The 11,952-nt window shown below is 75.1% G+C and carries 12 protein-coding genes and 1 pseudogene; 8 read left to right on the top strand and 5 right to left on the bottom strand.

All coding sequences use genetic code 11. From position 1 onward, the window contains the following. The first annotated feature begins 178 nt into the window (after positions 1-178). From CTKZ_RS03170 to CTKZ_RS03155, 4 genes are all read left to right on the top strand, one after another. Complete coding sequence (locus CTKZ_RS03170; protein ID WP_124341575.1) at positions 179-694, top strand: DUF4870 domain-containing protein; 516 nt, start codon at positions 179-181, stop codon at positions 692-694. Positions 695-820: 126 nt separating this feature from the next. Further along, positions 821-2,275, top strand: a complete 1,455-nt coding sequence (locus tag CTKZ_RS03165) for a lipase maturation factor family protein (RefSeq protein WP_124341574.1) — start codon at positions 821-823, stop codon at positions 2,273-2,275. An 82-nt stretch (positions 2,276-2,357) separates the two neighbouring features. Then, positions 2,358-3,113 carry a VOC family protein gene (locus tag CTKZ_RS03160; protein ID WP_124341573.1) on the top strand — a complete coding sequence of 252 codons (756 nt, stop codon included), beginning with the start codon at positions 2,358-2,360 and terminating at the stop codon, positions 3,111-3,113. 133 nt (positions 3,114-3,246) lie between these two features. Then, complete coding sequence (locus CTKZ_RS03155; protein WP_124341572.1) at positions 3,247-5,163, top strand: M3 family metallopeptidase; 1,917 nt, start codon at positions 3,247-3,249, stop codon at positions 5,161-5,163. 117 nt (positions 5,164-5,280) lie between these two features. On the opposite strand, the gene CTKZ_RS03150 is transcribed toward CTKZ_RS03155, so the two are convergent. After that, positions 5,281-5,985, bottom strand: a complete 705-nt coding sequence (locus tag CTKZ_RS03150; protein WP_124341571.1) for a hypothetical protein — start codon at positions 5,983-5,985, stop codon at positions 5,281-5,283. Positions 5,986-6,059: 74 nt separating this feature from the next. Then, positions 6,060-6,290 (bottom strand): chemotaxis protein CheW, encoded by a 231-nt coding sequence (locus CTKZ_RS03145; protein WP_124341570.1) that lies wholly within the window; start codon positions 6,288-6,290, stop codon positions 6,060-6,062. 264 nt (positions 6,291-6,554) lie between these two features. Here CTKZ_RS03145 and CTKZ_RS03140 point away from each other — a divergent pair, with 264 nt between their 5' ends. The 3 genes from CTKZ_RS03140 (at position 6,555) to CTKZ_RS03135 (ending at position 8,422) form a co-directional block, all read left to right on the top strand. Beyond that, on the top strand, positions 6,555-6,920 hold the full coding sequence (locus tag CTKZ_RS03140) for a hypothetical protein (RefSeq protein ID WP_124341569.1): 366 nt from the start codon (positions 6,555-6,557) through the stop codon (positions 6,918-6,920). A gap of 47 nt (positions 6,921-6,967) precedes the next feature. Continuing rightward, positions 6,968-7,093 (top strand): hypothetical protein, encoded by a 126-nt coding sequence (locus CTKZ_RS22575; RefSeq protein ID WP_263974725.1) that lies wholly within the window; start codon positions 6,968-6,970, stop codon positions 7,091-7,093. A 72-nt stretch (positions 7,094-7,165) separates the two neighbouring features. Then, on the top strand, positions 7,166-8,422 hold the full coding sequence (locus CTKZ_RS03135; protein WP_124341568.1) for an MFS transporter: 1,257 nt from the start codon (positions 7,166-7,168) through the stop codon (positions 8,420-8,422). On the opposite strand, the gene CTKZ_RS03130 is transcribed toward CTKZ_RS03135, so the two are convergent. The 3 genes from CTKZ_RS03130 to CTKZ_RS21360 all read right to left on the bottom strand — a co-directional run bounded on the left by CTKZ_RS03130 (position 8,358) and on the right by CTKZ_RS21360 (position 11,088). Then, positions 8,358-9,641, bottom strand: a complete 1,284-nt coding sequence (locus tag CTKZ_RS03130; protein WP_124341567.1) for a hypothetical protein — start codon at positions 9,639-9,641, stop codon at positions 8,358-8,360. The genes CTKZ_RS03135 and CTKZ_RS03130 overlap by 65 nt on opposite strands. A 9-nt stretch (positions 9,642-9,650) precedes the next feature. Further along, entirely contained in the window at positions 9,651-10,769 is a 1,119-nt protein-coding gene (locus tag CTKZ_RS03125) for a HesA/MoeB/ThiF family protein (protein WP_124341566.1), read from the bottom strand. A 151-nt stretch (positions 10,770-10,920) separates the two neighbouring features. Further along, positions 10,921-11,088, bottom strand: a complete 168-nt coding sequence (locus CTKZ_RS21360; RefSeq protein WP_160142813.1) for a hypothetical protein — start codon at positions 11,086-11,088, stop codon at positions 10,921-10,923. A 96-nt stretch (positions 11,089-11,184) separates the two neighbouring features. Between CTKZ_RS21360 and CTKZ_RS22710 the strand changes: the two are divergent. Further along, positions 11,185-11,397: pseudogene (locus CTKZ_RS22710) on the top strand (hypothetical protein); the annotation flags it as partial. Positions 11,398-11,952 lie beyond the last annotated feature (555 nt).

The raw sequence follows: 11,952 nt of genomic DNA, 5'->3' as shown, positions 1-11,952 counted from the left end.
CGCCCGGGCCGTCGGCACCCCGACGGACCCGGGCGCCGCCGTCTGCCCCCCCGCCTCTCCTCGACCCGCCGAACGCAACGTCGTGTGCGCTTCGAGGGCTTCAGACGTGCCTGATGGCGCGTTCGGCGCGCGTCTCGTCGGGCGGCGACCACCGTCGGTGACCTGATGGGATGGGTGCGTGACCGAGTGGACCGCGCCCCAGCCCTCAGGCCCCGACGACCCGCGTCGGCCGAACACCCCGTACGACCGTGTGCCGCCGCCGCTGCCGCCCGGGCAGGAGGCTCCCGTCAGCGGACCGCCGACGACCGGCGCGGGTGCGTGGTGGTGGGGTCTCGGGCTGCTGCTGTGCGTTCCGCTGCTCAGCAACCTGCTGGTCGTCGCGGGCGCGCTCGGGTACCGGGCCGCCGTGCGGAAGACGCTGACGCCCACCGGCCACGAGGTCGTGCGGCGGGCGGTGAACTGGCACCTGAGCCAGCTGCTCTACACGGCCGTGCTGCTGGCGGTGCACGTCGTGCTGCTCATGACGTTCGCGAGCGACGAGCCCGTGCCGCTCGCGAGCCCGGTGAGCACCGCGATGGGTCTGCTGGTGCTGCTGGTGATCTACGGGCTGGTGCTGTCGATCGCCTCCGCCAACCGGGCGTCGCGAGGCGACGTCACGCGGACCGTCGGCGCGATCCCGTTCGTCCGCGCCTGACGACGTCGCGCCCGACGGCGCCGCGCTCGACGGCGGGTGTCCGTCATGAGCGCTCCACCGACGGCTCGCTGACCCGGTCGCGCACCCGTCGCCCGGCGCGCACGCTGGACGACGGGAGTGGTGCGCGTGGAGTGGTTCGACGCCGAGGGCTACACCGTGGCGCGCGCGGCCGTGCAGCGCGGGGTCGCCGCCGTGTACGTCGTCGCGTTCGTCGCGGTGCTGCGCCAGTTCCGGCCGCTGCTCGGCGAGCACGGGCTGCTGCCGGTGCCGTCGTTCGTGGCGCGCGTGCCGTGGCGGTCGTCGCCGAGCCTGCTGCGCCGGTACTCGGACCGGCGGCTCGTCGTGCTCGGCTGGGTCGGGCTGGCCGTCGCCGTCTCGCTCGTCGTCGGGCTCCCGCAGCGGGGGTCCTGGTGGGTGCCCACGGTCGCGTTCCTCGTCCTGTGGGTGCTCTACCTGTCGGTCGTCAACGTCGGGCAGGTGTTCTACGGGTTCGGCTGGGAGTCGCTGCTGCTGGAGGCCGGATTCCTCGTCGCGTTCCTCGGGTCCGACGACGTCGCGCCGCCGATCACGGTGCTCGTGCTGCTGTGGTGGCTCGTGTTCCGGCTCGAGCTCGGCGCCGGGCTCATCAAGTGGCGCGGCGACCCTGCGTGGCGCGACCTGACGGCGCTCTCCTACCACCACGAGACGCAGCCGATGCCCGGCCCGCTCAGCCGCCTGTTCCACCTGCTCCCCCGTCCGCTGCACCGCGTCGAGGTCGCCGCGAACCACGTCGCGCAGCTCGTCGTGCCGTGGTTCCTGCTGGTCCCCGGCCGGGTCGCGGCGATCGCGGCGGCGGTCGTCGTGGTCACGCAGCTCTGGCTCGTGCTGTCCGGCAACTTCGCGTGGCTCAACTGGCTGACGATCGTGCTCGCGCTCTCCGCGATCGACGACGCCTCCTGGGCCGCGGTGCTCCGCCCGTTCGGCGTCGACCTGCCCAGCACGCCACCGGCCCGGGATGAGCCGGTCGCCTACGTCGTCGTCGCCCTTGCCGTGTCCGCGCTGTGCGTCGTGCTGTCGTGGTGGCCGCTGCGGAACCTCGTCTCGAAGCACCAGCGCATGAACGCGTCGTTCAACGTCTGGCACCTGATCAACGCCTACGGCGCGTTCGGGACGATCACCCGGCAGCGCACCGAGGTCGCCGTCGAGGGCACACGTGACGCCGACCCCGGCCCGGGCGCCCGCTGGGAGGAGTACGGGTTCCACGGCAAGCCCGGCGACGTCCGCCGGCTCCCCCGCCAGTTCGCGCCGTACCACCTGCGGCTCGACTGGGGCATGTGGTTCCTCGCGCTCGGGTCGTCGGCGCAGCTGCGCTGGTTCGTGCCGTTCCTCGTCAAGCTCCTCGAGGCCGACCGCGCGACGCTCCGGCTCCTGCGGCACGACCCGTTCGACGGCGAGCCGCCCCGCTGGGTCCGCGCCCGCACGTACCGCTACCGGTTCGCACGCCCCGACGAGCACCGCGCGACCGGCGAGCGCTGGGTCCGGGAGGACACGGGTGTCATGATCGACGCGCTCGACCTCGCGACGCTCGCCCGTCGCCGCTGACGGCGGAGCGGCCTGCTCGGAGGTCGACCGCACGGCACGACGGGCGGACGAACGGCGGACCGGCGACAGGAGGCGCGACGACGTGCGCGTGGTGTGGGCGACGATCTTCCTCGACCTGCCCGAGGACCGGTTCCCCGACGGGGTCGCGTTCTGGCAGGCGGTGACCGCGACGCACCTGTCGGCGCCGCGCGGGCCGGGCGGCGAGTTCGCGACGCTGCTCCCCGGGGACGGCGACGCGTTCCTGCGGGTGCAGCGGTTCGACGACGGCCCGCGCGTGCACCTGGACCTGCATGTGGACGACGTGTCCGCGGCGGCCGCCCACGCCGTCGCGCTGGGTGCGACCGAGCTGCACCGCGAGGAGCACGTCGTGCTCGCGTCGCCCGGCGGTTTCGTGTTCTGCGTCGTGCCCGACGGCGGCGAGCGTCGGCGGCCGGCACCCGTCGACGGACCGCGCGGTGGGCGGGCGCGCGTCGACCAGCTCTGCCTCGACATCCCCGCCCCCCTCGTCGACCGCGAGCGCGCGTTCTGGTCGGCGCTCACCGGGTGGGCCGTCACGGGCGACACCACGCGCGAGCTCGTCCCGCTCGCGCGGCCGGACGGCATGCCGGTGCGGCTCCTCCTCCAGCGTCTGGGCGACGACGACGGACGGGCGGAGGTGACGGCGCACGTGGACGTCGCGGCGGCCGGCCCCGACCGGGACGACGTCGTCGCGGAGCACGAGGACCAGGGCGCGGAGGTCGTCGCGCGCTTCGCACGGTGGACGGTCATGCGTGACCCGGCCGGCCTCGTCTACTGCCTGACGGGCCGATCCCCCGACACGGGCGTCGTGCCCGTGTGAGAGACCTCCGTGCGCACGGGTCGCACGCGTCGGAGGGTCGCGCCCCGGCACGGCCGTCGTACCCGTCCGCCCTACGCCGCATCCACCCGTTTTCTCTGGCCGACGGCACGGGCGGCGTGTGTAGCGTCGGCGCATGACTGCCGCTCCTACGCGCTTCCCCACCGACGCCGACGCCTGGCCGGCGTTCCTCGCCGAGACCGTCGACGCGTCCCTCGACACGGCCCGCGCCCACCTGGCGACCCTCAAGGACGGCACCGCGCGCACGACCGCGCAGGTGCTGGACCTGTGGGACCGCAGCGACCTGGCACTGGGGCGCGCATCGGCCGCCGCGCACCTGCTCGCGGAGGTCCACCCGGACGCCGACCTGCGGTCCGCCGCGGAGGAGCGCGCGCAGGCCGCGGAGGACCTCGCGACGTCGCGCGGCCTCGACCGCGACCTGTGGGAGGTCCTGGCGGCGACGACGGAGGACGGGCTCGACGACGACGCCCGCCGCCTGCGCGAGCACGTGCTGCGCGACTTCCGCCGAGCCGGAGTCGACCAGTCCGACGAGCAGCGCGCCAGGCTCAAGGCGCTCGCCGAGCGGTGCACCGAGCTCGGGCTGGAGTTCGCGCGCAACATCCGCGAGGGCACTCGCCGCATCCAGGTCCGCCCCGAGCAGCTCGACGGGCTGCCCGACGACTTCCGCGCCGAGCACCCCGCGGGCGACGACGGCCTCGTCACGCTGACGACGGACTACCCCGACCTCATCCCGGTCCGCACGTACGCGCGCGACGCGTCGGTGCGCGCGGCGCTGACGTCGGAGTACCTGCGCACCGCCTGGCCGGAGAACGGCCCGGTGCTCGCGGAGCTGCTGCGCCTGCGCGACGAGCGTGCGCACCTGCTCGGGTACGCGGACTGGCCGAGCTACGACGCCGAGGTCAAGATGATCGGCTCGGGCGCGGCGATCAGGGACTTCGTCGACCGGCTCGACGGCCTGACGGCGGACCGCGCGCGCGACGACGTCGAGGTGCTGCTGACCCGCTTCCGCGCGGACGACCCGGAGGCCGCCGCCGTCACCCCGGCCGACAGCCTCTACTACGACCAGGTCGTGCGGCGCGAGCAGTACGACGTCGACGCGCAGGAGGTCCGCCGCTACTTCCGCTACCCGCAGGTCCGCGACGGCGTCGTCGGCACGGTCAGCCGACTGCTCGGGCTGACGTTCGTGCCGGTCGAGGCGCCGACGTGGCACCCCGACGTGGACGTCCTCGACGTCGAGTCGGACGGCGAGCGCATCGGCCGCGTCTACCTCGACATGCACCCGCGGCCCGGCAAGTTCAACCACGCCGCACAGTTCCCGCTCGTGCCCGGTGTCGTGGGCGAGCACCTGCCCGAGGGCGTGCTGGTGTGCAACTTCCCGACGGGCACGATGGAGCACGACGACGTCGTGACGTTCTTCCACGAGTTCGGGCACCTGGTGCACGAGATCGTTGGCGGCGCGCAGCGCTGGGCCGCGTTCACGGGCGTCGCGACGGAGTGGGACTTCGTGGAGGCGCCCAGCCAGCTGCTCGAGGAGTGGGCGTGGGACCCGGGCGTGCTGCGCACGTTCGCGACGGACGACGCGGGCGAGCCGATCCCGACGGACCTCGTCGAGCGGATGCGTCGCGCAGACGCGTTCGGGCGCGGGGCGTGGACGCGCCGGCAGCTCAACTTCACGGCCCTGTCGTACGGGCTGCACGCGGCGCCACCCGAGGACCTCGACGCGTACACGGCCGAGATCGACGCGCGGTTCGGGCCCTACGCGGCGCTGCCGGAGACGCACCAGGTCACCGGTTTCGGGCACCTCGAGGGGTACGGCCCGGCGTACTACACGTACCTCTGGAGCCTGGTCATCGCGAAGGACCTGCGGACGGCGTTCGGCGACGACCTGATGAACCCGGAGGTGGGGCGCCGCTACCGCGACGCGATCCTCGCGCCCGGCGGCACGGCCGACGCCGCTGACCTGGTCGAGCGGTTCCTCGGGCGGGCGACGTCCTTCGACGCGTTCGAGACCTGGCTCGCGACGCGCCCCTGACGCGTCCGACCACGGGAGCCGGGGTCGCCGCCGCGCCGGTCAGGACGGCGACGGCCCCGGCGGTCCGCGGCGCGCTGCTCGGACCTCGGCACGATGTGCCGTCCCGGAGCGTCGCCCTCAGGGCGTGGTGCCGAACGTCCCCCACCGCTGCGGCCGACGACCGTCGACGAGCGAGGGGAACCAGGGCGTCTCGCCGACGGCCTGCTGGTGCGCGGTGAGCGCCATCGCGGCGGCGGCACGGCTGACCCGGTCGACACCGCCGGACCGCGTGAAGCCGACCTGACGGCCCCGGTCGTCCCGTTCGACGAGTCGCGTGATCGTGACGACCGACCCGTCGGCGAGCTCGACCGCGCGGCTGCGCCCGTACCCGGGGCGGATGCCCACGCCCTGCACCACGGTGACCCCGGCGAGCGCCGCCTCGAGCCGCCGCAGGTCGCGCACCGCGAGCGGCCGCAGCGCGAGCCACGCGGCGACCGTGCCGACCGGGACGCCGACGGCGCTGCCCGACAGCCACACGGCGACCGCGACGAGCGCGGCGACCAGCAGCCCACCCTGCGCGACGGCACCCAGGGCGGTCGTCGTCGGGGCACCGCTCACCGCACCGCTCGCGCCGGCGACCAGGGACAGCGCGGGCACCAGCGCGAGCGTCGTCGCGGTCACGACCACGGCGCGCATGACCCGCGGGCCGAGCGCGGCGTGCAGCCGACGTCGCTGGTGGCGCATTCCGCGCGGGGCCGCGACCGGTGCCGGCGGTGCGGCGGGGGCGAGGACGCGCGCGTCGGGGACGACGGCGAGCGGGGAGGTGGCGACGGCGACGGGCACGGCGCGCACGCTATCGGCGCCGATATGCCCGACTTGAGGGTTCGGCGTCCGATTCGCCCGACCGGAGCAGTGGGTCAGGAAAGACCGAGCACGCGTCCCAGGCCGGCGGTGACGGCGAGGCCGAGGGCGGTCCAGCCGAGCATGCTGCCGCCGAGGTACGCGACGAAGCGCCACCGGTTCGCCGGGGTGCCCTCGAAGCGCGGGGCGGGAGCCCAGCGGACGGTGTCGACGAGCGCGGCGACGCGCTGGCCGATCGGCTCGTCGTGGCGGGCGGTGACGGGTCCGGGCAGGGTGTCGGTGGCCATCGGGACGCTCCTCGTGAGTGCGCGGGGGGCGTCGCACGGACGCCCGGGGATGCGGGGTCGCCGGGGTCACCGGCCCCTCCATCGTCCCATCATGTGGACGCTCGTGGCCTGGGCCGAAAGGGCCATCTTCGTCACACCCGGACGGCTGTCCAGGCGCGCCGTCACCCCGCCCGCGCCGGTCCCGGGTCACGGTCCGGCGACGAACCGGAGGATTGGGGGCGAACCGTCACAATGGGGCGGTACCAGGCAGTAGGTTGTGCGGCCGTGGCCGTCACCCTCCAGTACATCGCCGAGCGCCCGACGCCCCTCGACCCCGAGGAGCTGTCACGGGTCGCCCGCCTCGTCGAGCAGGGGAACGCCGGCGCCCCGGACGGCGCTCCGCGTCTCGTGCCCGACACCGACCTGCCGGAGGCCGTCGTGCTGCGCGGCCGGACGGAGCTCCCCGTGCACCCGCTGCACGCGCTCACATCCCTGCTGCACTGGTGCGCGACGCTGACCGAGCTGCGTCGCGCGGTGCCCGACGCGTGGTGGTCGGTGCGCCTCGACCGCGAGCAGGTCCCCTGGGACGACGCGACGGGGTACGCGGTGCCGGGCATGGACGACCCGGAGCTCCTCGCGGCGCTGCGCTGACGGCATCGTTGGAGGGTTCCGCGCAATCATCGGCATGGCCCGAGGCCGTGGAGACGCTGCTCGTCCTGCCGGCGACGGTCGCCGAGATCGGGCTGCTGCTCTACCTGCTGGTCGTCGGCGTGCGGACGTCGGCCGCCCGACCGGCGATGCCGCAGCCCGCCGTCGTCGGCTGACCCCGTCGGCTCCTCCAGGCCGCGTCTGCGGTCCGCGTATCGGCTGTGAGCGGGACGGCACGCCGGGCTACCGTGCTCGGCGTGTCGTCGCGGATCGTCGAGTCCGTCGTCCCGCACAGGCTCGGCACCGGGTTCCGGTGGCTGCTCGCCTCGTCGTGGACGACGAACCTCGGCGACGGCATCGTCCTCGCCGCCGGACCCCTGCTGGTCGCGTCGCGGACCGACGACGCGTTCCTCGTCGCGAGCGCCGCGCTCCTCCAGTGGCTGCCGCCCCTGCTGTTCGGGCTCTGGGCCGGGGCGCTGACCGACCGGCTCGACCGCCGTCGGCTCGTCATCGCCGTCGACACCGTCCGGGCCGTCGTCCTCGCGCTCCTCGCGACCGCCGTCCTCGTCGACGCCGCCCCGATCGCGCTCGTCCTCGTCGCGATGTTCCTGCTCGGCACGGCCGAGACGTTCGCCGACAACGCGTCCTCGACCCTCGTGCCGATGCTCGTGCACCGCGACGACCTCGCCGTCGCGAACTCCCGCATCCAGGCCGGGTTCGTCACCGTCAACCAGCTCGTCGGCCCGCCGATCGGCGCGGCGCTGTTCGCGGCCGGGCAGGCGACGCCGTTCTTCGCCGACGCCCTGCTCGTCGCCGCCGGCGCCGTCATGATCTCCCGCCTGAGGCTGCCGCCCGTCCACACCGAGCGGGTCGCGACGCACATCCGCCACGACATCGCCGAGGGTGTCCGCTGGGTCCGGCACCACGCGGCCGTCCGCACGCTCGTCCTGACGATCTTCATCTTCAACGTGACCTTCGGGGCCGCGTGGTCCGTGCTCGTCCTGTACGCGCAGCAGCGGCTCGGCCTCGGCGCCGTCGGCTTCGGGCTCGTCACGACCGTGCAGGCCGTCGGCGGGCTCGTCGGGACGTTCGGCTACGGGTGGCTCACCCGCCGGATCAGCCTCGCGAACCTCATGCGGATCGGCCTCGTCATCGAGACGCTCACGCACCTCGCGCTCGCGCTCACCACCACGGCCTGGTTCGCGATGGGCGTGTTCTTCGTGTTCGGCGCGCACGCGTTCGTCTGGGGCACCACGTCCGTGACCATCCGGCAGCGCGCCGTCCCGACCGTCCTGCAGGGGCGGGTCGGCAGCGTCAACCTGGTCGGCGTCTTCGGCGGGCTCGTCGTCGGCGCCGGGATCGGCGGTGTCCTCGCGCAGCACTACGGCGTGACGGCGCCGTTCTGGTTCGCGTTCGTCGGGTCGGCCGTGTTCGTCGTCCTCATCTGGTCGCAGCTGCGGCACGTCGCGCACGCCGACGAGCAGGACGCACCCGAGCCGGAGTGACGGCCCGCGCACGACGTGCCCGCAGGTCGCGCAGCGCGACCACGCCCGTGACGGCCCGCGGCGACAGGACGACGACGCCCAGCAGCAGCGCCTCCCAGAACGCCCACGTCGACGGCCCGTGCACCAGCACCGACTCGACGACCCAGCGCAGCATGAACCACGTCGACGGCAGGAACACCGCGACGAAGAACGCCGCGGCGAGCGCGTACCCCGTCACGTGCACCCACCGGTACCAGCGCGCCACCGCCAGGTCCCGTGCGGGTGCGGCCGCGAGCGCCGCCGCCTGCTCCGGGGTCAGCCGACGGACCGACCTCCGCAGCAGCAGGCGCGTCGTGCGGTCGAGCGACGTGCAGCCCAGCAGGGCCGTCATCACGGCGTAGACGTCGGACCGCAGGAACACGAAGAGCTGCACCACGATCGCCGTGAGCTCGATCATCACGACCGCCGCGAGGAACGCGTCCGGGCCGACGCCCGCGGTGCGCAGCGCCAGCGCCGCGCCCAGCACGAACGCGTCGAAGCCCATCCCGGCCAGCAGCGGCCCGACGCGGCGACGCGGCGGCAGCGCCCACAGGCCCGTCAGGTTGGTCTCGAACGTGAGGAAGTACGTCCGGCGGGTCACCCGCAGCCGCGCCGGGACGCCGAGCGCGGCCGCCGCGAGGACGTGCGCGAGCTCGTGCACGCCCGCCAGCACGTACGTCACGACGACGACCGCGGCGATGCTCTGCGCGGGGCTCGCCAGGAAGAACAGGTCGAGCGCGTCGGGGCGCACGCGCGGGACGGCGGCGACGAGGACGGTCGACGTGAGGGTGGCGAGCAGGGCGAGCACGCCCGCCGTGCGACCGAACAACCAGGGGAGCCGGATCCGCGGGGCGACGGCCCAGCCCGTGCCGGCGGGGCCGACGTCCTGCGGTGCCGGTGCCGGGACGGCAGACTCGTCGACCGCCGCGACGAAGCCGAGCCGGACGAGCGAGCGCGCGAACGACAGGACGTCGACGGGCTCGGGTGCGTCGGGCGGGGTCACCGCACGCTCGACGTCGGCGACCGTCCGCCCCTGCGCGAGCAGGGCCAGCGCCTGCGCGCCGACCGCCGGCAGCGCCACGAACCGGCCCGTCGCCGGATGCCCGACGACGACGCGGTCGCCCTGCGGGGTCGTCGTGAGGTCGTGGAGCCGCAGGACGGACGACGGGGTGACGAGGTCGGCGTCGAGCGTCGTCGTCATCGTCGGACCTCAGGCCGCGGCGCGAGCAGCGCGGGCGGGAGCCGTCGCGCAGACCGGGCAGTCGGGGTCGGCCGGCCACGGGTCGGTGCGGGTCGCGCCGTCGCCGCCGAGGTCGAGGAGCTGGTAGCGACCGGCCGCCGCGGGCGGCGTCAGGCCGGTGAGGTAGCGCATCGCCTCCATCGCGACGAGCCCGCCGAGCACCTGCGCGACGGGCCCGATCCCGCGGTTGCGGTGCTCCTGGCGCAGCACGAGCGGCCACTCCAGCGCGACCCGGTCGACGCCCTCCGCGAGGCGCTCGCGGTGCCGCACGAGGCACTCCTGGCAGGCGCTGACACCCGGGTCGACCGACCAGTAGAGCCCCTGCGTGTAGGCGAGCCCGCCGCGCACGAGCGGCACGCCCGCGGCGACGCACGCGCCGTTGACCCAGCGGTCGATCTCGGCGGGGTCGTCGATCGCGTGCACCACGAGGTCGGGACGGAACCGGCGCAGCAGGTCCGCGACCTCCTCCTCGGAGTCGACGCGCCGCCGCTCGGCCGTGACGTGCAGCGCCGGGTCGAACGCGCGCAGCCAGTCCGCGACCCGCTCCGCCTTCGGCTGCCCGACCTCCGCCTCGGTGTAGGTGAACTGGCGCGCGAAGTTGCGCAGCTCGACCCGGTCCTGGTCGACGACCGTGAGTGTGCCGACGCCCAGCCCCGCGAGGCTCATGAGCGCCGCCGACCCCAGGCCGCCCGCGCCCAGGACGAGCACGTGCGCGGCGCGCAGGCGGCGCTGCGGCTCCTCACGCGGGACGTCGAGCGTCGTGAACGCGTCGAACCAGAACAGGTTGCTCGCGTAGCGCTCGCGGTCGTGGGCGTCGAACGTCTCGGGGGCGGCCGCGTCCTCGAGCCAGCCGAGGCCGTCGAGCTGCCGGACGACGGTCGTGACGTCGTCGTCGGAGGCGGCGAAGCCCTGCGCCCGCAGCGCCGCCGCGAGGGCGGGGACGTCGCGTGTCCCGTCGAGCAGCAGCCGCAGGAGCGCGAGGACCCGGCCGTCCGGGTCGGCGACCCGCACGCGGGTCTTCGGGTCGAGGCTGACGATCAGCTCGCCGTCGTGGGCGAGGCACGTGAGCGACTTGAGTCGGGGAACCATGACGTCCTCGTTCGGGTCCGGGGGCGGCGGCGTCGCTGCCAGTGGGCGCCGCCCGTCGGGCAGGCGGCGGGGCGAGGGCGCGTCCGGCGCAGGGGCCCTGACGCGCGGAGGCCGGCCCGGCGGTTGTGGCCGGGCCGGCCTCGGTACGTCGTCAGGCCGCGCCGTAGACGTAGGCGTCCGGGTCGAGGTGGATCCGCGTCGCGGTGATCTCCTCGACCTCCATGATCTCGATGGTCATCTGCTGTTCACCCCCCTGCTGTGGTCCGGTGCGCTGCCGTACCGGGCAGCAACACCCGACCAGGAGGGGCACCCCCGACATTTGATACTCGCGAGTACGTTTCTCACCCGGTGCTCACCCGGACCACGCAGCGGGACGGCCCTGGTCAGGCCGCGCGGACACGGGGACCCTGGACACGTGCGACGACGCCCACCCGCGGCCCGGCCGACGACCGGACCGGACCGCCCGACGCCCCCGCCGGCAACCCGTCCGGCGACCCGGTCGCCGGACCGCAGCACGTCGTCCCCGGCGCCCCGACGCGCGCGCCACGTCGTCGTCCTCGGCGCGGGAGTCGCAGGCCTCCTCGCCGCCGCCGCGCTCGCCCGGCCCGGTCGGACCGTCCTGCTGCTCGAGCGCGACGACCTGCCCGCCGCACCGCGGCCGCGTCGTGGCGTCCCGCAGAGCCCGCAGCCGCACGTCTACCTGCACCGCGGGCTCGAGGCCGTCGAGGAGCTGCTGCCCGGCACCCGCGCGGACCTTCTCGCGGCCGGCGCCGTGCCCTTCGACACCGGCGACCTCGCGTGGCTCGCGGCGTCCGGGTGGACCCCTCGCGTGCGTCAGCTCGTGATCCTGTCCGTGAGCCGCCCGGTGTTCGAGCACGTCGTGCGGCGACGCGTCCTCGCCCTGCCCGGGGTCGAGCTGCGGACGGGCGTGCGCGTCGACGGCGTCGCCCACGCGCCGGTCGGCGGCCCGGACTCCCACCCGTGGGCCGTCGAGGTCGCCGACGGCGGCCCGGTCCCGGCGGACCTCGTGGTCGACGCGACCGGCCGGTCGTCACGCCTGCCCGGCTGGCTCGAGCACCTCGGGGTGAGCCCCGCCCGCACGGACACGATCGACGCCCGGGTCGGGTACGCCTCGTGGCTCGTCGACCTGCCGCACGACCGCGTCGCCGTGCCGGGGATCGTC

The sequence above is a fragment of the Cellulomonas algicola genome, from assembly GCF_003851725.1.
Taxonomy (GTDB): domain Bacteria; phylum Actinomycetota; class Actinomycetes; order Actinomycetales; family Cellulomonadaceae; genus Cellulomonas; species Cellulomonas algicola.
This window is presented reverse-complemented; position numbering and strand designations above follow the sequence as displayed.

Coding starts and splice junctions, on each gene's coding strand:
- CTKZ_RS03125 (WP_124341566.1), bottom strand. CDS start 10,769: ATGGTTCCCCGACTCAAGTCGCTCACGTGCCTCGCCCACGACGGCGAG.
- CTKZ_RS03155 (WP_124341572.1), top strand. CDS start 3,247: ATGACTGCCGCTCCTACGCGCTTCCCCACCGACGCCGACGCCTGGCCG.
- CTKZ_RS21360 (WP_160142813.1), bottom strand. CDS start 11,088: ATGTCGGGGGTGCCCCTCCTGGTCGGGTGTTGCTGCCCGGTACGGCAG.
- CTKZ_RS03145 (WP_124341570.1), bottom strand. CDS start 6,290: ATGGCCACCGACACCCTGCCCGGACCCGTCACCGCCCGCCACGACGAG.
- CTKZ_RS03130 (WP_124341567.1), bottom strand. CDS start 9,641: ATGACGACGACGCTCGACGCCGACCTCGTCACCCCGTCGTCCGTCCTG.